At 55.2% G+C, this 17,846-nt stretch carries 17 protein-coding genes; 7 read left to right on the forward strand and 10 right to left on the reverse strand.

From position 1 onward, the window contains the following. The first annotated feature begins 68 nt into the window (after positions 1-68). From H6F57_RS07890 to H6F57_RS07900, 3 genes are read left to right on the forward strand one after another with little or no spacing between them, the layout of a single operon-like run. Positions 69-2,831, forward strand: a complete 2,763-nt coding sequence (locus H6F57_RS07890; RefSeq protein WP_190625239.1) for a HEAT repeat domain-containing protein — start codon at positions 69-71, stop codon at positions 2,829-2,831. A 40-nt stretch (positions 2,832-2,871) separates the two neighbouring features. Beyond that, positions 2,872-3,123, forward strand: a complete 252-nt coding sequence (locus tag H6F57_RS07895) for a UPF0175 family protein (RefSeq protein ID WP_190625240.1) — start codon at positions 2,872-2,874, stop codon at positions 3,121-3,123. 22 nt (positions 3,124-3,145) lie between these two features. Next, positions 3,146-3,565 (forward strand): hypothetical protein, encoded by a 420-nt coding sequence (locus H6F57_RS07900; protein WP_190625241.1) that lies wholly within the window; start codon positions 3,146-3,148, stop codon positions 3,563-3,565. Positions 3,566-3,607: 42 nt separating this feature from the next. Here H6F57_RS07900 and H6F57_RS07905 read toward each other — a convergent pair whose 3' ends face one another. Both H6F57_RS07905 and H6F57_RS07910 read right to left on the reverse strand, forming a co-directional pair. Further along, positions 3,608-4,015 carry a L,D-transpeptidase gene (locus tag H6F57_RS07905; protein ID WP_242024771.1) on the reverse strand — a complete coding sequence of 136 codons (408 nt, stop codon included), beginning with the start codon at positions 4,013-4,015 and terminating at the stop codon, positions 3,608-3,610. Positions 4,016-4,239: 224 nt separating this feature from the next. Then, positions 4,240-5,118 carry a LysR family transcriptional regulator gene (locus H6F57_RS07910; RefSeq protein WP_190625243.1) on the reverse strand — a complete coding sequence of 293 codons (879 nt, stop codon included), beginning with the start codon at positions 5,116-5,118 and terminating at the stop codon, positions 4,240-4,242. A gap of 206 nt (positions 5,119-5,324) precedes the next feature. Between H6F57_RS07910 and H6F57_RS07915 the strand changes: the two genes are divergently transcribed. Together H6F57_RS07915 and H6F57_RS07920 are read left to right on the forward strand one after the other, a co-directional pair. Next, entirely contained in the window at positions 5,325-6,029 is a 705-nt protein-coding gene (locus H6F57_RS07915) for a pirin family protein (RefSeq protein ID WP_190625244.1), read from the forward strand. An 80-nt stretch (positions 6,030-6,109) separates the two neighbouring features. Further along, complete coding sequence (locus H6F57_RS07920) at positions 6,110-6,346, forward strand: CDGSH iron-sulfur domain-containing protein (RefSeq protein WP_190625245.1); 237 nt, start codon at positions 6,110-6,112, stop codon at positions 6,344-6,346. A 165-nt stretch (positions 6,347-6,511) separates the two neighbouring features. On the opposite strand, the gene H6F57_RS07925 is transcribed toward H6F57_RS07920, so the two are convergent. Together H6F57_RS07925 and H6F57_RS07930 are read right to left on the reverse strand one after the other, a co-directional pair. Next, complete coding sequence (locus H6F57_RS07925) at positions 6,512-6,697, reverse strand: hypothetical protein (RefSeq protein WP_190625246.1); 186 nt, start codon at positions 6,695-6,697, stop codon at positions 6,512-6,514. Positions 6,698-6,911: 214 nt separating this feature from the next. Beyond that, positions 6,912-7,379, reverse strand: a complete 468-nt coding sequence (locus H6F57_RS07930) for a hypothetical protein (protein ID WP_190625247.1) — start codon at positions 7,377-7,379, stop codon at positions 6,912-6,914. Positions 7,380-7,687: 308 nt separating this feature from the next. On the opposite strand from H6F57_RS07930, the gene H6F57_RS07935 reads away from it, so the two are divergent. After that, positions 7,688-8,602: a branched-chain amino acid transaminase gene (locus tag H6F57_RS07935; RefSeq protein WP_190625256.1), complete on the forward strand. Its 915-nt coding sequence runs from the start codon at positions 7,688-7,690 to the stop codon at positions 8,600-8,602. A gap of 10 nt (positions 8,603-8,612) precedes the next feature. Here the strand turns inward: H6F57_RS07935 and H6F57_RS07940 are convergent, their stop codons facing one another. The 5 genes from H6F57_RS07940 to H6F57_RS07960 form a co-directional block, all read right to left on the reverse strand. Beyond that, on the reverse strand, positions 8,613-9,083 hold the full coding sequence (locus H6F57_RS07940; RefSeq protein WP_190625248.1) for a GNAT family N-acetyltransferase: 471 nt from the start codon (positions 9,081-9,083) through the stop codon (positions 8,613-8,615). Positions 9,084-9,280: 197 nt separating this feature from the next. Continuing rightward, a complete protein-coding gene (locus H6F57_RS07945; protein WP_190625249.1) occupies positions 9,281-10,603 on the reverse strand; it encodes a phosphatidylserine/phosphatidylglycerophosphate/cardiolipin synthase family protein in 1,323 nt (440 codons plus the stop codon). A gap of 111 nt (positions 10,604-10,714) precedes the next feature. Then, positions 10,715-12,004 carry a cytosine permease gene (codB, locus tag H6F57_RS07950; RefSeq protein WP_190625250.1) on the reverse strand — a complete coding sequence of 430 codons (1,290 nt, stop codon included), beginning with the start codon at positions 12,002-12,004 and terminating at the stop codon, positions 10,715-10,717. 174 nt (positions 12,005-12,178) lie between these two features. Continuing rightward, a complete protein-coding gene (locus H6F57_RS07955) occupies positions 12,179-12,877 on the reverse strand; it encodes a PspA/IM30 family protein (RefSeq protein WP_190625251.1) in 699 nt (232 codons plus the stop codon). 159 nt (positions 12,878-13,036) lie between these two features. After that, entirely contained in the window at positions 13,037-14,449 is a 1,413-nt protein-coding gene (locus H6F57_RS07960; protein WP_190625252.1) for an SPOR domain-containing protein, read from the reverse strand. A gap of 212 nt (positions 14,450-14,661) precedes the next feature. Between H6F57_RS07960 and H6F57_RS07965 the strand changes: the two genes are divergently transcribed. Beyond that, on the forward strand, positions 14,662-16,974 hold the full coding sequence (locus H6F57_RS07965; RefSeq protein WP_190794992.1) for a ComEC/Rec2 family competence protein: 2,313 nt from the start codon (positions 14,662-14,664) through the stop codon (positions 16,972-16,974). 8 nt (positions 16,975-16,982) lie between these two features. Here the strand turns inward: H6F57_RS07965 and H6F57_RS07970 are convergent, their stop codons facing one another. Next, the gene (locus H6F57_RS07970; RefSeq protein WP_190625254.1) at positions 16,983-17,471 is read right to left on the reverse strand and encodes a hypothetical protein; all 489 of its coding nucleotides are present in this window, start codon (positions 17,469-17,471) and stop codon (positions 16,983-16,985) included. Positions 17,472-17,846: the final 375 nt, after the last annotated feature.

Below are 17,846 nucleotides of genomic sequence, written 5' to 3' on the forward strand. Positions count from 1 at the left end.
GTACCAAAGCTTCCACGAGTACTATGGTGGTAAGAAACCTCTCCCTCAGTCAAATTCTCGCCCCTGGTATGGCTAACGGCGATTCGCGAAGCGATCCTTCTAGGAATCGCAACCAGCTCTTTAACGCTCTGAGCAATCTGTCCCGCCAGGACTTTGAGTGGCTGCTGTTTGCTCTTAGACCACCTGGCGGTCTTATCCCCGGCCCAGAAGCCCCACAGATGAACCGCGTAAAGGCTCTGCTAGATTGGGCCGAAGGTTCTAGTGGGCGAGGGATAGATGAAGTTGAAGACTATCTCGATCAGCTAGACACTCTACTTGGCCCTGGGCCGACCACGCCAGATTTTCGCCCCTACCTGCAATCTATTCTGGATGACGAGGACTATTTAGATTGGCAAGGTCTCTACACACCGACTACCGTAGAAGGCCAAAAGCCTGCCCCATCGTCTAAACACTCCCGCCGCCTCAAGCTTCGTGCTGAAACTGTGAAACCTTCTAAAGATCAGCGACTTGGAGACCAAACCACAAATCAGCGGGAAGAGATCGAGCAACTAGATGTATTAGACGGATTGCATAAGTATGCCGCCGAGCATGTGCTGCTAATTGGCAAACCTGGTTCTGGCAAATCCACTTCTATGGAGTGGCTGCTGTGGAATGAAGCCCAGAATGCGCTAGAGCACCCTGAAGCAAAAATTCCAGTCTTGGTGAAGCTACGCCGATGTACATCTACGATTGAAGCGCTCATTCGCGACTTTCTCAGCCGACATTACTTACCACTGAATGTTCAAGATATTGAACGCTTGCTTCAGCAAGGAAAGGTGTTGCTGTTACTGGATGGTCTGAACGAACTGCCAGAAGCCCACAGCACAGAAATTGCTAACTTTCGAGAGCGCTACCGCAAGACCACACCGATGATCGTTTCTACCCGAGATTTGAGTGTGGGTGGCACTTTGGGCATTGTTAAGTCTTTGAAAATGCTGCCGCTTAGCGAACCGCAAATGCGGGAATTTGTTTTGGGGTATTTGCCAAAAGAGGGCGATCGCCTGCTTCAGCAGCTTAAAGGAGACAGGCTGCGGAAGTTTGCCGAAACGCCGCTTTTGCTTTGGATGCTCTATCGTGTCTTTGACCAGAATGGCCAGGTTCCAGCTAATCTGGGGCTGGCGTTTCGAGAGTTTACCCAACTCTATGATCGGCAAATTCAGGAGGATGCCCCTGCTGATTCAAAAGACCAGTGGCCTAAGCTGCTGCGCCATCTAGCCTTCGCTTTGATGCATGACAAAGAGTTAGTCGGGTTTCGGCTAACTATGCCCAGGGAAGAAGCGGAAGATCTGTTAACTGCTTTCTTGCAGCAAGAGGGTAGAACCAATGCCAGGGCGAATGCTGAACGCTGGCTACAAGATTTACTGGACTATCACCTGATACAGCCAGTGATACAGGAAAATCTTGAGGAACATATTGAATTTCGCCACCAACTGATCCAAGAATACTACGCCGCAGAATACTTGCTGCGCCTGTTGCCAGGGCTAAGCGATGAGCAACTAAAGCAAGACTACCTCAACCTTTTGAAGTGGACAGAAGCGATCGCTCTAATGCTGGCGCTGGTGCCTGATGAAAATCAGGCATTGAGGGTAGTGAAGCTGGCACTGGATGTAGATTGGATGTTAGGGGCAAGACTGGCAGGTGAAGTAAAGCCAAAAGCCCAAGCGCAAACTATCAAGCTTGTGAAGGAACTAAAAATAGCAAGCTGGTTAAAAATTAAATTACTTGGAAGAAGTCAATCTAGGGAAATACTTCCCGAGTTGATCGAGTCAATCAAAGATCCGTGCATTCACGAGGAAGTAGTTATTGAAGCCTTAATTCAAAATCCTTTTACTGCGAATCATCTTTCAAGAATGATTGAGTTTCTAGAAAATGAAACTGACTATGTTCGCACTCGAATCTCAAATGTACTGTCATCTCTGGATCCAGATTTTATAATTCCTCAAATTCTTCGTTATCTTACTTGTTCTGATGAAAATCTTGTCTTCACGACAATTAAGATACTAGGAGATCTTGAACATGAGAGAGCTGTTGTAAAATTATTGCCGCTTTTAAAGCATGAAGACTATCGAATTCGCAAAGGCATAGTTCAATCTTTGAGATTTCAAGGATCGGCAACTGCCACTCCAGAATTAGTTAGATTGCTTAGGGATCCAAATGAGGATGTTCGTTTTTGTGCAGCAGAAGCATTGGCATTTTTGAGGTGTGGCGAAGGAAAAACAATTTTAGTGAATGCATTAGAAAACGCAGACTTTTATGAAAAAATCAGAATCTCTGATGCGCTGTCCCGGCTTAGGTTTTTTACAGATTCGAAAAAATCGGCACAGAAAAAATTAGGTGAGAAATCAATTGGTAAGCAAGAGCTTTACGATCCTTTGGGCAAACGAAAGGAAATGTCTGAAAGACTTAATAGCAAGGATATAACTCAAGTTCAATCGGCTGTTCTTGATGGGATTAAGTCCGATGATCTTTATGTACGTTGGCTATCGCGTTCAGCCTTGTATACGCTTGAGCCTCTAAACGCTGCCCATCTTCTAAAGTTTATTTCCATGGAGCATGGTGAAGATGCGTTAAAGGCAATTGAAGAAATCCAAACCAACTGTAAGTTCTACAATTACGATATCTGGCAAGATTCACTTCAAAGTGCAGGATTAGAGAATCAACATGGTAGGCAGGGGATTGCGGCTGGGCAAGCCACTACTATTTTCAATATTGACACTCTCCATGCGCCCAATGCCGCTATTAACCTAGGTGGCACCATTTACGGCGATCAGATCGGTACGCAGAACCCCTAGCCAGAAGCTTAAAATAGACTTGCCGCCTAGGGTTAAACCTATGCAAATCACCCTTAACATGCCTGATGATCTCAACCAAACCGAAACCTTTAACCAAAGCGACTGGTTTCGAGAGATCGCCATTGCCCTCTTTCAGCAAGAGCGCATTTCCCTTAGCCGCGCCAGCAAAATTGCTGACATGGAGCTAATCGACCTTCAAAAACTCTTAGCCGATCGCAATATCTGCATCCACTACGATGTCGAAGACTTTGAGCAAGACCTGCAGCACCTGCGCGATCGGGGCTGGCTATGATTGTTGTCAGCGATACCTACCTATGAATAACAGCTTTAATATCCAAAACTTCAACACAAACAATGCTGCCGTTAATCTGGGCGGCACCATCGAAGGTGACCAGATCGGCACCCAAAACCATTACTCCCATGCTCCAGAAGTGCAAGAGGCCGTTGTTGAGCTGCAAACCCTACTGACCCAACTTCAAACCCAGCATTCAACCGTCACCACAGAAACCGAGGCAATCGCCATCATCGACGCTGAGTTTACCGAAATCAAACAGACTCCCGCTCATCGACTAGCCACCCTGCGCCAGCAGCTCCTCAACCCAGAACGCCATACCCAAGCCATTAAAGCCACCCTTGGCGAAATTGCCAAGCACTACTTAGAAGAGACTGTTTTGGCAAAAGCTGCCATTACTTACCTCGATAAACTGAGTGAAGAACCTAATTACGGAGCCTGAAGTGTAAAACACGAGGTTCAGCATCAACCTTGGGTTGGCAATTCAATGTTGCACAACCACAGGAGTCCCCAGGTCAGCCCAATTAAACAACCACTGGGCATGGTCAACCGCGACATTCACGCAGCCATGACTCACAGGCGTACCAAAATTGTGGTGCCAGTAAGCCCCATGAATCGCGTAGCCTCGATAAAAATACATTGTCCACGGTACATCGGGCACGTCATAATCTGCGCCCCGCATTCTGGTAGTTCGATGCATTGCCTGAATCTCAAACACCCCCGTCACCGTGGGCGTTGAGCGCTTCCCCGTTGAGACAATGACCGCATAGACCGGGGTACCCCCCTCCCAGGCCGTCAATCGCTGGCTTGATAAATCTATTTGGAACCAGCGTTCATTCGATTGTCGAAAACTTGCCACCCGCGTGGCTATTTCTTCATTCGTAAGGGCCATGGCAGGCTCTATGACTGGAGCCAAAAATAACCCTGCACTGCTGACGATTAAACTCAAAAAAGCACCTGCCCCGAAGCGTTTGAGCCAATGCTGCTGAGGGCCTAACATCACTCCACCTCAACTGTTTAGATGATCATTACTTCAACCCCTCCAGCTAAAATCCTGAAGATGGTAATGATTCTTTAGGCTGCATCATATTCTATAGAGCTAAGTTTGACGAAGCCCTAGATTTTCTCTGCTAAAAACTCCACTAGCCGAGTTACCTTCGCCGACAGGTGGCGGTTCACCGGGTACAGCGCATAGATATTGATCGCCGGAGGCGGATAGTCGGCGAGAATAAGACGCAAGCGTTCTGCTGCTAAATCCTCCTCCACAATGAAATTGGGCAGGATCACGATGCCTAAGCCTGCTAAGGCAGCAGCCCGCAGCACCTCACCGTTGTTACAGCACAGTGGCCCATTGATCGTGACCGTATGCGGCTCATCCCCTACCAAAGTCCAGCTGTTGTCTTGGGCACGGTGGCCATAGTGTAGACAGTCGTGCTGTTTGAGATCGTCTGGGTGAGTCGGGACGCCGCGCTGCTGTAGATAGCTTGGAGCGGCGCACACCACCAGCGGGCAGGGAGCCAGGATGTGGGCGATTAGCCCAGGGCCGGGGGGCTGGGCGGCAATGCGAATGGTGATGTCAAAGCCTTCTTCAATCGGGTCGATGCGGCGATCGTTGAGCACCAGCTCTACATAGAGGTCGGGGTACTGGGCCATAAACCCCACCACCAGCGGAGCCAGGTGCAGGGTGCCAAAGGTCATTGGCGCGTTGATGCGCAGGCTGCCGCGCGGCTCCTGGTGCAGGCGGGTGAGGGCCAGCTCCGCTTCTTCGAGGTCGGTGAGGATGGCGAGGCAGCGATCGTAGTAGGCACGGCCAGCATCGGTGGGGAAGACCTTACGGGTAGTGCGCTGCAAGAGCTGGGTTTGCAAGTGCTCCTCCAAATTGATTACCAGCTTGTTGACCTGCGATCGCGAGAGATCCATCTGGCGAGCAGCGGCAGCAAAACCGCCTGCTTCGACAACTTGGGTAAAGGCGCGCATGCTTTCGAGTTTGTCCATCTTGGGGAAGGTGGGGAGATAAGGGAGGTGAGGGTGATGAGGGAGGCGGGGTTGGGAGATCTTCTAAGACAGCACAACGACCCAATTGTCGCCTTAATAAAGACAATGCGTCTACAAATCTGCATATTGTCTATTAATTGGATTCAGTATATCTTTAATTTATTCGGATGTTTCCAATCCATTGACGCTAATAGGAGGTGTCTCTAATGATTACGGTTCGTCCTGCTAATGAACGTGGTGCCGCCAACTTTGGCTGGCTCGATTCTCACCACACCTTCTCCTTCGGCAACTACTACGACCCCAAGCACATGGGCTTTGCCAGCCTGCGGGTAATTAACGAAGACAAGGTCACGCCCAGCCAAGGTTTTGGCACCCACGGCCACCGCGACATGGAAATCATTACCTACGTGCTGGATGGCGCGCTGGAGCACAAAGATAGCCTCGGCACCGGCTCTGTCATTCGCCCTGGGGATGTGCAGCGCATGTCGGCGGGCACGGGCATTCGCCACAGCGAGTTCAACGCCTCAAACACTAACCCAGTGCATTTCCTGCAAATTTGGATCATGCCTGAGACTGAGGGCATTGACCCCGGCTATGAACAAATCGCGATCGCACCCGCATCCAAGCAGGGTCAGCTGCGCTTAGTCGGCTCCCGCGACGGCCGCGACGGCTCCGTCACCATCCACCAGGATGTCAGTCTCTACGCCACCACGTTGAGTGATGGCGATCGGGTGGCGCATACCCTTGCTCCGGGCCGAGTCGCCTGGGTGCAGGTAGCCCGAGGCGCAGTCAACCTCAACGGCCATGCCCTCACCGCTGGAGATGGCGCTGCCGTCAGTGACCTCGACACCCTAAATCTAACTGGGGCTGCCGATGAGGCCGAGGTGCTGCTGTTTGATATGGCCGCCTAACAAACTTGCGGCGGCAGGGAAAACTTCCCCTGCCGCCGGATGTCCGCGATAAGACAGTGATCTAACGAGAGGAAAGACCGATGGCTGAGCTTGTAATTGCCGATACTAAGCCCGTGGTGATGGAACTGGAGGCCGGTGACTATTTTTGGTGCACCTGCGGCCAGTCAAGCAACCAACCTTTCTGCAACGGTGCCCACGCTGGCACTGAGTTTACGCCAATGAAATTCACCTTAGAGGAGAAAAAGCAGGTGGCGCTGTGTGCCTGCAAGTATACGCAAAACGCGCCCTTCTGCGATGGTAGTCACACCAAGCTTTAGGTAAGAACTGCCTCCCTGATGTTGTTGAACCCAGGTTGGGGCGCGATTCCTCGGTGGAGACACTTCGTAAACGCTCCAAGTATGACAGCCCTAGCCGCCATCACAAAACCCATCGCCAAATTCCTATGGCCTCAACTATTGGGCCTGGGAAAGTTTGGCGATGGGTTAGTAGTTCTGGCGCAAACGTCCCTGGGTGCGACCGCTGAGGCGCTCAGACACCAGGTCGCGGTCTTTGTCGCTGAGGCTACTGATCCGCTGCTGGGCCTGATTGAGCTGGTGGTTGTCCGACAGGCGGTTAATCAGGTCAGCTTCGTAGGACCGCTGACGAGGACTAAGGCGAGACTTTCCCATGGAGATGCCCTGCAAGAAATCAATAGACGGGATTGACCCTAGTCTAGTTTCAAACTGGGCACCTAGAGAGTCAAATGATTTCTAGCAAGAAATTGTTACTCAGGCGGTAGCCGACTATCTTGCGGATTAGTGGCTGAGTAGCCGTCCAGGGGATGCGATTCTCCCTTGGAGAGGCTATGCCAACGCCCTCTCGGGCAGGTCTTTGACCATTGCACTACATGCCGCTCTCAAGCGCCTCAGTGAGTTTATCGAGATAGATCATCATCAGATTGCTCTGGTCACTGGGGAGCGTGGTGCGCACTTCTTCTTTAAGCAGACGGTAGGCCACTACACAGGCCGACTGACGATGGAAGGAGCGGATAATATTTTGCATCCACACCAGATATTCTTCCATGAAGCCATCTTCGTCGTGGAGCAAAACGCCCTTGGCAACGTACTCCAGGGTATAGGTCATATCGCGCTGGCACTGTTGGGCGTGCTCTTGAACGACCTGGCGATGGGGGGTCTGCATGAGCCGCCGCAGGGTGTTGAGCACTAGATCTTTGCTGTGGTCTCTAACGTGGTTGTAGAGATTTACCCGAGCTTGAAAGGACTCCATCATTTGCTCGAAGGGGCGCAGCTCAACATCACTCAGGTAGCGACCGTCGGCATCACGGACAGAGGCAAGCAGGGCATTATTCATAGCAGCTAAAGGCGCGATCGCGCGACCTGGATGGGTTCTCTCCCAAGATGCCCAGGGAAACTGGCGTAATGCGTGATACCTCAATAATTCTTCGCACTGAAATGGGGCACCCTGCCGTCGCCCCATGCAGCCTCGCGGTTTACGCCTGATCAGGAAAGCACTCTTTCCCTACCTGAAGCAGCGTAAACGCTCGATTTAAGGCATTGCTAGGCCCGGTTTCGTCGTGGCAAGTCACTGCGCGCTGGCTTAATAAGGCTGTGGATTGGGTCTATTCTGGTAAAGATGCCGAATTTTGCCCAGCCGTAGCCATGCACAACTTTTTACCCGTCGCCTATTTTGAAGGCCAGTTTTGCGACTTTAGCGACGCCAAACTTTCTATTGCCACTCACGCCCTGCACTACGGCACCGGGGCCTTTGGTGGGCTGCGCGGCATTCCTGACCCGGCAGGGAATGGGCGCATTTTGCTCTTTCGCCTCGATCGCCACTGCCAGCGCCTCAGCACCAGCGCCCGCCTGCTCAACTATGACCTGCCCGCCGACAAAATTCGGGCGGTGATCGAAGATTTCGTCCGCAAAAACAGCCCCGACAAATCGTTCTACATTCGTCCCTTTGTCTACACCTCAGACCTGGGCATTTCGCCTCGGCTGCACAACGTCGAGAAAAGCTTTTTCGTCTACGGACTGGAACTGGGCGACTATCTCTCGCCCGAGGGCGTCACCTGCCGATTTAGCTCGTGGTATCGGCAAGAAGACCGCAGCCTGCCTCTGCGCGGCAAAATTAGCGGGGCCTACATTACCTCGTCGCTAGCCAAAACCGAGGCGGTTGAGTCGGGCTTTGACGAATCGATTTTGATGAATTCCCAGGGCAAGGTCAGCGAGGCCTCAGGCATGAACGTCTTCATCGTGCGCCATGGCAAGCTGATCACCCCTGGCTATGAGCAAGATATTCTCGAAGGCATTACCCGAGACAGCATTCTCACTGTGGCCCGCAATTTGGGCATTGAGGTGGTCGAGCGCCCGGTCGATAAGTCAGAGCTGCTGATTGCCGATGAGGTATTTCTCAGCGGCACGGCGGCCAAAATCACCCCGGTCCGCAAGGTGGAGTCGTACAATCTGCCCACTAGCCGCCCCACCACCGATCGCCTGCGTGAAAAACTCACTGCCATCACTGAAGGGCAGGACGACGAGTATAAAGACTGGGTGTTTGCGATCGATTTGGGGTAGATTCCTCAGCTCACCCACCTAAAACTTTGCGAAACGTCACTTTGTCGTAGCCCGTTGCGTAGAAGTCGCGGATCCGCCCTTCCTCTTGATAGCTGCAGTTAGCATAAAACGTGCGTACGCGCTCAAAGTCAGGGGAACCAGAGGTTTCGACTATTAGCAGGCGTCCGCCCTGTGCCGCTAGCGTTTGCTCGACGTGGCGCAATAGTGCTGTCCCTCGCCCTTGTCCTTGGCGGCTAGGGTGAATAGCAATCAGCTGTAGATTCCAGGTCTGATCGGTCATTCGTTCTGGCTCGCAATAGGCAACCCCTACGGGCCCGCTGTCGTCGTCGGTTAGCCAAAAGGCCTTGCTAGCTGTGGTGTCGTCAAGGGAGTTGGCCAACAGGGTGCTTAACTCCTTGAGCTGGTGGGATTCAAACAGTCCGGTCGCGTTAGCTAGGGATATCAGATTGCTGGCGTCAGCGGTGATAGTGGGGCGAATCATTCAAAAACTCAGGGTTTGCAGGGGTATAGGTAGCTGCTGGGTGACTGAAGTAGAATCGGCACCCGTCACAGCCCTAGGTTGTGACGCTTACAGCTTATGCTACAAGATGCTACATCCGCTTGCTTAAAATAGCCTGAGTTTTGGAGAAAGCCTCTAAGGCTGGGGCACAGAGGTCGGCGATCGCGATCGCTCAGACCCTAGAGCAATTGCCTAAACAGCAGCGCCATTTGGCCCTTGATCTTTTCCGGGGTGGGTCGGTTCTGCCAATCGAGGTAGGAGATGCAGTAGCTGTTGGCCATAGCATCGATAAAAAACTGCTCGACCTGGCGGGCCAGCTCGGGATAGGCACCCGAAATATTTAGCTCGTCGTTGTGGAAATAGCTGCGGGGGTCGAAGTTAGCGCTGCCGGTGCTAACCCAACCGTCATCCACCAGCACAAATTTGGCGTGCATCATGCTGGGCTGATACTCACAAATTTTGATGCCGGCTTTGAGTAGAGGGCCATACAGGCCACGACTGGCCAGGTGCACCATTGTTTTGTCAGTGGCCGCCCCCATGGTGAGAATGCGAACATCCACGCCTTTTTGGCAGGCGCAGATCAGGGCTTGGGTAGTGTCATCGTCGGGCACAAGGTAGGGGCTGCCGATCCACAGCCGCTTTTTAGCTGCCAGAATGTGGAGCTGCATCAGCAGCCGCATGGAAGATTCGTTGAGGCTAGAGGTGTTGTCGGTAATGTAAAGCGGCGTGGATCCGTGCTTTTGCACCGAATGCAGACCTTGCTTGAGGTCGATGCACCCCCCAGCACAGGACCAGTTTTGCAGAAATTTGCCCTGGAGCAGGCTCACCACTTCGCCTTCGTAGGCCACTTCAAAGTCGAGCCAGGGGGCTCTGTCATGCTCAAAGGCAACCCCATCCCAAAAGTCAGATACACCGGCTCCGCCAATAAACACCCGGCGGCCGTCAACGATCAGCAGTTTGCGGTGCGATCGCGAGTTGTACTCCAAGGGGGCGCGCCAGTCGAGCGGCCGAAAGAACTGAATTTCAACCCCAACGTTTCTTAGCCGCTGCCAGTATTTTTCTGGCATTGCTTTAGTGCCCTGGTGGTCGAGCAGGAGTTGCACCGTCACCCCAGCCATAGCGCGATCGGCAACCACCTCGGCAAAGGCATCGGTCCGGCGGCCCGGCGTCATAAAGTAGGTTTCGTACTGAATCAGGTGATCGGCACCGGCCATGGCGGTGTTGCGGGCCGCATAGACATCGTCGATCTCGCGCCAAAAACCCACCAGGTGCCCGGTGGTGTCGGCAGAGTTGGCTAACCCCTCTAGACTGAGAGCAAAACAGGGGTCATCTAAGCTAGGTACGTTACTGATCGTGCAGGTTGAGGCTTGGCGAAAGCTACCCCTGAGATACCCATAGCTGACCAGCACTAGCACCAGCAGCACCACCCCAACCCCTAACCACCACAGCCACACAGGCGGAGGCTCTCCATCAGAGTCAGAGTCTTCGGGCGAGGTAGGCATCGCAATTGTTACCGTGACGACACTAAGCTCTCAGCATAGTCACTTACCTATGTCTAATATCTCTATCCAGAGGAACAGCCCTAGGGCCGTAGACACTTCAGCTACAATTGATTATGCTACCGACCGCGACGGCAGCACCCGACTTAGCACCACGTAGATTACCAGGGCCGACACAATGCCGTTAACGGGCACAATGCCCCAGCCAGCCAGGCCGGTGAGGTAGGCGCTCGCTGAGGCCCCTAGGTAGGCAATTACTCCAGGCCAGTTAAAAGCGGGCTGAGGAGTTTCCAATGAAGGAAACTGCCCCCGACGATAGATCCAGTAGTCGGCCATGATAATGCCACCAATGGGCGGAATAAATGTACCGAGCAAAATCAGGTACTGCACCAACCCTTCATAAATACCGCCCCAGGCCATAAACAGCGCAATGGTCGCGCCTCCCAGCACAAACAGAGTGCGGCGACCAGAGCGAAACATATTTGACCCAGCGATGGAGAAGGCGTAGATGGTATTGTCCTGGGTCGTCCACATATTCAAAAAGAACAGAATCAGCCCACCGACCACTAGACCCTGCTGAGCCATCACCTTAACAATGTCGGGCTCGCCGTAGACCTTGGCGCAAAATGCCCCCGAAAAAATCAAAAAGCCGTTGCCCAAAAAGAAGGCGATCAGCGTGGCAATAAAGCCCATCTTGCCGTTTTTGGCAAACCGGCTCCAGTTGGTGGCCTGGGTACCGCCTGAGACAAAGGTGCCCACAATGATGGTAATGGCAGCGCCCAGGGGCAGGGGGTCGGCGATCGCCGCCTGCTGCAAACCGGTAAAGCCGCCCACATCGCGCGAGGCCACCGTTAAACTCATCAGCATTAGCAGCACCATGGCGGGCACCGCCACCCGACTCAGCCAGTCCATCGCCTGATAGCCAAAGTAGGCGGTCGAGCAAAAGGCGTAGGTGAAAAATAAGATAATCAGCCAGTTCCAAGACTCGGGCACCCCGGCCAGGGTGTTGAGCAGTTGCGCCATCAGCGCCGAGCCCCAGGCGTACCAGCCAATCTGCGTAAAGCCCAGAATAAAATCAACCCAGCGCGAGCCCACATTACCGAAGCTAAACCGCGCCATCAGCACCGTCGAGAGACCGGTTTGGCCCGCAATGTAGCCCAGCAGCGCCGCATACAACCCCAAAATTAGGTTGCCAATGACGATTAGCGCTACCAAGTTCGGCCAAAACTGAAACGACGGGCCGATTAACCCACCGGCAAACAGCGTGCCCGAGTACAGCGTAAAACCTACCAAAATCGGGGCCAGGGAAATCAGCGATCGCCGCGACACTTCAGGTACGGGGCTAAGCGGATAGTCTTCAGTAGCTTTGCCCTGGGACACAAATGATTCGGTAGTAGTAGACATAAATACAAAGAGCGCTTTGACCGCATTGTAAGGATAGGCCAAAGCGCAAACAGTGTTTCAAAAAACATTTAGGCAGCCGCTATTTCTGACCGTTTGCTAGGTAAGCAAAGTTCGCAGAGATTCAGAGGCCTTTTCTTAGTTCAGGTCGATTCCTGCGATCTGACACACCATCGTCTAGGGTGCTGGCGGCAAACTCCCCGAGGTGCCGCCCTGACCTGCTAGACGATTTTTCATCGCCGCTAGCTCGTTATCCACCGTGGTCGACCCGCCTTCAAGGGCAGCGAACTGGCGCTCTAGAGGATCGCCGCTGAGTTCTTCGAGGGCTTCAGATTTTGCTTCTAGCTCCATCACCCGCTCTTCCATGCGCTCAAACGCGGCGATCGAGCCGCCCGTGCCCGTCTGTCCCAGCATGTCTTGAATGCGCTGGGAGGCCTCGGCCGAGCGGGCGCGAGCGATGTACAGGTCTTTCTTGGTGCGGGCGTCAGAAATTTTGGCCTCTAGCCGCCGCATGTTGTTCTTGAGACCGTTGACCACATCGCGCTGCTGATCGAGCTGGGCATCCATGGCTTGGGCCGATTGCAGGTAGGTTTGGCGGCGGGTGAGGGCCTGGCGAGCCAGGTCTTCTTCGCCCTTTTGAATCGCAAGTTCGGCGCGGTTATACCACTCCTGGGCGGTCGATTTGGCCTGGGAACTCTGGCGCTCGGTGCGCTTTTGGGTGGCGATCGCCTGGGCCACCGCCTGGCGCAGCTGAATCAGATTGGCCTGCATATCAGCCATTGCCTGTTCCAGCACCTTTTCGGGGTCTTCGGCCTGGTTGACGGCGCTACTTAGATTACCCCGCAGAAGTCGCCATAACCGATCAAAGAACCCCATCGAGTCTCTCCCACAACGGTGATTTGCTTCAGCATAACAGGCGGGTAGAGAGGTGGCGAAATGAGGAAAGTGGGGAAGGTGAGGAAAGTTAAAACGATAAGCTAACGTCTCCAAATCTTAGAGATTTAAGCTCCCCATCTCCCTTACCTCCTCACCTTCCTAAGGTGAAATCACCTGCGCCGGAATCCCCTGTCCCTCGAGCTCATTCACCAGGTTTTGGGCCGATGACGGCTGAGAAAACGCACCCATCTGAATGCGGGTGCCGCCAGAAAAATCGCGCACATAGGCATCACCCACCGCGCTGCGGGCCGATTCTAGCGACTGGGTGCCGTTGTAGTCAGTCACCACGTAGTAGCTAGGAGCTGCCGCCTGGGGTGGGGCTTGGGTAATGGGGGCCGGAGGCGCTACAGCAGGAGGGGCCACCGGGGCCGGGGGTGCTGCTGAGGCTCGGTTTGCGGCTAGGGGTTGAGGAGGCCGGGCAGGGGCGGCAGGGGGCGCTACCCGAACGGGAGAGGCAGCCACAGGAGCAGGAGCCGATCGCGTCGGAGCAGGGGCCGATCGCGCCGGAGCAGCGGTCACGGCAGGCCTAGGGCTAACAGCTGCTCTAGGAGCGGTCACAATTTCGGCTCGCAGTACTCCACCGCTGCCCCCCGCTGGGGTAAGCACGCCGGGGCGAGGGCCTGTGGTTCTGGGTTCACCAGGGCGCTGGTCGTTGGTAGGCAAGGGCTGCCCCCCGACCATTGCGGGTGCAGTGGTTGGGGGTAGAGCTGCGGACGCAGCAGGCGATTTGGGTGAATTGGCGGAGGGTAGGGTGCTGATGTTGTTCAGATCGAGGGAGGCAAACTCTTTTTCTGACAAATCGGGACCGAGGGGTTTGAAGCCTGACTCGGCCTGACTACCCAGGCTATCGAGAGCTACGGAGTCGGCATTATCTACTGGGGCGGGGTCGCCCTTGAATCGGCGGGTAATGGCGTTGTCGGTCAGGTGCTGTATGGCCTCAGGTGACGTGACCAAGTAGCCAAAGCCAGCGCTAGTTACCAGCAGTAGCAGTAGGGCACCGACCCCCAGGGGAGTGGTTAACTGTCGTCTTAAAGAGGGCGTGTAGTCTGGCTCGCGATCGTGGGGGGCAGCGGTGGGCAGGCTGCCCAACAGCGCCTCAGTACTTTCTAGATAGTCTTCTGGGGACGGGCGATAGGTGGTTATGGTGCCGCCGTGGCTCATGCGCACCTGGTGGACAGAGGCCTGTGGCGGGTAAGTCTGCGCGTTGGGTGCTGACGACTGCCCCAAAATTTCTTCCAGGCGGGCGTTGGGGGGTGGAGCTGCCGCTGCTGCCGCACCTGCTGCCGCTGTAGATTTGACAGTGATTAAATCGATGGGCTTGCGGTGAGTTCGCAGCTGTAGGCGAGCCGGGGTAGGGGTCGCCTGACCCGATCGCGCTTGTCGGTAGCGGTGCAGCTCGTCATCCAGGTTGAGGTTGAGACTTTCTACCGCCCGCTGCAGGCGAAGGTGTGACTCGCTGGCGGGGGCAAAAGTCTCGGGTCTGGTGGATAGACCAGAGGGCAATTGCGTCATGGTTCTCATCTCCCTGGATGTAGCACTGATTAATACTACTGATTTCTCAAAAATTGGCAACTAAAAACTGAGAAAAGCAACCAATGGGGCTTCCCATGGCCAAAGCGATGACCAGTTCTAGCTACTGGACAACGCCTGTGGGGCTGTGAGTCAAGGTTGGAGTTCGGGTTTTCTAAATGTAACAACTGGCTGCAGGGTGCAGAGAGATTTTTATGGACGGAATTGCCGGATCGCTATGGGCTGGCGCATACTGCGTTGGGTTGCTTTGGGTCAGTCTTTGGGTACGTCATTTAGGGTTGAATCTCTGGGTTGGGGTGGCTGTTGCCGGTATCGGAGCGATCGCGGTGACAGGGTTGGCGGCGCTGATGCTGCCCCATCGCTGGCGACGCGGGCCAACGGCGGCGCTGTGGCTGGGGGCTGGAGCGATCGCCCTCCTAGCTGCCCTCAACTACGGCCTGCGCTACCCAGCCCCTGGCCCCCTCGATATCAGCGCCCTGCTGAGCCAAGGCGAGACGGCTGGAGCGCAGCAGATTGTATGGGGCGAGGTGCAGACGCTTCCCCGCCTGACCCGCAGTGGTCGAGGGCAGTTTTGGCTGACCACCGACCAGGTGCGCCGGTTAGATGCTCAAAACAATCCCCTAGGCCCCCGAGGGATTGTTCGTGGTCGGCTCTACGTCACTGTGTCAGTTGAGCAAAGTGAGGGCCTCTTTCCGGGACAGCGGGTGCAGGTGCAGGGCAAACTCTACGAACCGGCCCTGCCCAAAAACCCCAATGCGTTTAATTTTCGTCAGTATTTAGCTAGCCAGCGCTGTTTTGCCGGGTTTGCGGGCGATCGGATTCTGCCCGACCAGGATCAGTCGCCGCCCGGGTGGGCACTGTGGCGGCTGCGGCTGCGGATCGCCCGCGCCCAATCGGCTCGGCTGGGTATTCCGGCTGGGCCTCTGGTTAGCGCCATGGCTCTGGGCCGCCAGGCGGTGAATGTGCCCTACGACATTCAAGATATGTTTATGCAGGCGGGTATGGCCCACACGCTGGCCGCCAGCGGGTTTCAGGTGTCGCTGATCTTGGGGGTGGTGCTAGCGATCATGGGTCATCGGGCGATCGCGTCTCGGCTGCCCTACCCGGTGACAACCAAGGTAATCGCCGGGGGAACAGCGCTGGTGGTATTTGTGCTGCTGACCGGTGTTCAGCCCAGCGTTATGCGGGCGGCGGTCATGGGGGCTGGGGTGTTGGCAGGTATCGCCCTAGAGCGCAGCATTAAACCCCTGGGCTGTTTGCTGCTGGCGGTCACCCTGCTGCTGCTGTTGAACCCGACATGGATTGACGACATTGGCTTTCGCCTCAGCGTAATGGCTACCCTAGGCCTGATGGTGGCGGTGACGCCAATCACAGAAAAGCTGGAGTGGCTGCCGACCACGCTGGCGGCGGTAGCGGCGGTGCCCCTGGCCGCTTACCTATGGACAGTTCCCCTTGCCTTGTTCTATTTCAACACTCTCACCACCTACAGCATCCTGTTGAATATCGTGACCACGCCCCTGGTGATGGTAATCAGTTTGGGCGGTATGGCCAGTGGGCTGGCCGCAGCGGCCTGGCCCTGGCTGGGGGGTTTACTAGCCTGGCCTCTGTGGCTGCCAACCCAGCTACTGATTGCCCTAGTGCGGTGGGAGGTGGGCCTACCCGGCAGCGCCCTGGCGACAGGTCACATTTCCCTGGTGCAGATGTTTGCCCTCTACGGGCTTTTCTGGATCTGGGGTTGGGGTGCGGTGCAGCGGCGAGGGCTGGTCGCCCTGCTGATTGTTGTTGTGGCCTTGGGCCCGCTGCTGTACCGAGGGGCAACGCTGTCTCAGGTGACGGTGTTGGCGGCGGGCAACGATGCGGTGATGGTGGTGCAGGATGGGCGATCGCCCTTAGTAGTCAACAGTGGTACCGACGACACCGCCTTCTATACCGTGGTGCCCTTTCTGCGGCAGGCGGGCATTAACCAGCTCACCAGCGCCATTCACGGTGACGACAGCGATCGCGATAACTGGCTCACCATTGCCGACAAAACTCCAATTCGCAATTTCTATGGGGCCAGCGCGGCCCTGGCGGTGGCCCCGGCAGTCAAACAGTTCCACCCGCTGACCGCAGGCCAAGTGCAGCCGGTGAACCGCCAGCGAGTGCAGTACCTACAGGATGGGGCGCGAGGGCTACGGTTAGATTTGCTGCACCGGCAAAACTGGCTGCTGTTGCCTGAGCTATCCCCCGAGCAGCAGATGCCCTGGGTAGCGGCGCACCCTGGGCTGCAAAGCGAGGTGCTGTGGTGGCATGGAGAAGCGCTGGCGGAGGAGGTGATTACCGCGATTGGGCCAAAGGTGGCGATCGCCTCTGCTCCCCGCATCGATGAGACCACCGAGCAGCTGTTGCGCGATCGCGGTATTCAGGTTTTCTGTACCGAGCGCGACGGAGCCATCACTTGGAACCCGCGACAAGGCTACCGAGCCTACCTGGCAACGCGATCGCATCCCATTGCCTCGCTGGAATAAAAAACCACCTACTGCACCAGCAAATTCAGCTGGTAGTTAATGCGTCCCGTGCCGCCAGTCTGCTGCTGCACGACTGTATTGGGGCCGTTAAAGGCGATCGCTACCGAAGCTGAGGCGGGCGAATAGCTGCCTACAATGGTGACGCGGGTAATCGACTCGCTCAGATAGGGGCTAACGTCGATGAATTCTGAATTGGTGCCTAGGGGCACCCGAGTGTGACCGTCGATTTCAATGTAGCCCTGGAGGGATGAACCCCCCGGTACGCTGACTGAGAGCAGATGGGGTTCGTCTAAATTGGCGCGATCTAGGCTGATAGTATTGGTTTGACGTTGGTATGAATCCATAACATCCTTCGCGCTGGCCCGAGACAAGATAGCGCTGAGAGCCTGATAGGAGACCCCAAACGACTGATTACTGTTAGCTGAGGAAGGCCCCACCGCTGCGGTAACCGCCACCAAAATCAACAGGGCAACCCCAAAGGCTGACGGATGTTTCATCACAATGACATCTCCAGGAAAAGGGGAAAGCTGTACCACGACTAGCCATCGCAGCGATTGCTCGGCCAGGTTAGCACGGCCAGAAACAAGCGATATAGCCTCTAAGAATCGGTGCCAATGCCCTCTGACCAAGTTAGGCTAGATAGACACCGTCTCGGGCTAGCAGGTTCCCTCCCTCCAGAATCTACTACCGCCGCAGGCGATCGGCAGGGTTGTACACATCGCCCTGCATATTGACAGGTTCTATCTGCGCTGGCGGGCCTATAGCAGCCAAAGGTGTTATTAGGACAGTATAGAAAAGTCGTGTCTCCACTGTACCCCTACGCCCAATGCCAGCCGCCTATAGTGATGACTTACGGGATAAAGTGCTTGCCG

This window comes from Leptolyngbya sp. FACHB-60, assembly GCF_014695775.1.
Classification (GTDB): Bacteria; Cyanobacteriota; Cyanobacteriia; order Phormidesmidales; family Phormidesmidaceae; genus Nodosilinea.

Excerpts from the sequence above, each read along its gene's own strand:
- H6F57_RS07890 (WP_190625239.1), top strand. The coding sequence starts at position 69 with ATGGCTAACGGCGATTCGCGAAGCGATCCTTCTAGGAATCGCAACCAG.
- H6F57_RS07895 (WP_190625240.1), top strand. The coding sequence starts at position 2,872 with ATGCAAATCACCCTTAACATGCCTGATGATCTCAACCAAACCGAAACC.
- H6F57_RS07900 (WP_190625241.1), top strand. The coding sequence starts at position 3,146 with ATGAATAACAGCTTTAATATCCAAAACTTCAACACAAACAATGCTGCC.
- H6F57_RS07905 (WP_242024771.1), bottom strand. The coding sequence starts at position 4,015 with ATGGCCCTTACGAATGAAGAAATAGCCACGCGGGTGGCAAGTTTTCGA.
- H6F57_RS07910 (WP_190625243.1), bottom strand. The coding sequence starts at position 5,118 with ATGGACAAACTCGAAAGCATGCGCGCCTTTACCCAAGTTGTCGAAGCA.
- H6F57_RS07915 (WP_190625244.1), top strand. The coding sequence starts at position 5,325 with ATGATTACGGTTCGTCCTGCTAATGAACGTGGTGCCGCCAACTTTGGC.
- H6F57_RS07920 (WP_190625245.1), top strand. The coding sequence starts at position 6,110 with ATGGCTGAGCTTGTAATTGCCGATACTAAGCCCGTGGTGATGGAACTG.
- H6F57_RS07925 (WP_190625246.1), bottom strand. The coding sequence starts at position 6,697 with ATGGGAAAGTCTCGCCTTAGTCCTCGTCAGCGGTCCTACGAAGCTGAC.
- H6F57_RS07930 (WP_190625247.1), bottom strand. The coding sequence starts at position 7,379 with ATGAATAATGCCCTGCTTGCCTCTGTCCGTGATGCCGACGGTCGCTAC.
- H6F57_RS07935 (WP_190625256.1), top strand. The coding sequence starts at position 7,688 with ATGCACAACTTTTTACCCGTCGCCTATTTTGAAGGCCAGTTTTGCGAC.
- H6F57_RS07940 (WP_190625248.1), bottom strand. The coding sequence starts at position 9,083 with ATGATTCGCCCCACTATCACCGCTGACGCCAGCAATCTGATATCCCTA.
- H6F57_RS07945 (WP_190625249.1), bottom strand. The coding sequence starts at position 10,603 with ATGCCTACCTCGCCCGAAGACTCTGACTCTGATGGAGAGCCTCCGCCT.
- codB (WP_190625250.1), bottom strand. The coding sequence starts at position 12,004 with ATGTCTACTACTACCGAATCATTTGTGTCCCAGGGCAAAGCTACTGAA.
- H6F57_RS07955 (WP_190625251.1), bottom strand. The coding sequence starts at position 12,877 with ATGGGGTTCTTTGATCGGTTATGGCGACTTCTGCGGGGTAATCTAAGT.
- H6F57_RS07960 (WP_190625252.1), bottom strand. The coding sequence starts at position 14,449 with ATGACGCAATTGCCCTCTGGTCTATCCACCAGACCCGAGACTTTTGCC.
- H6F57_RS07965 (WP_190794992.1), top strand. The coding sequence starts at position 14,662 with ATGGACGGAATTGCCGGATCGCTATGGGCTGGCGCATACTGCGTTGGG.
- H6F57_RS07970 (WP_190625254.1), bottom strand. The coding sequence starts at position 17,471 with ATGAAACATCCGTCAGCCTTTGGGGTTGCCCTGTTGATTTTGGTGGCG.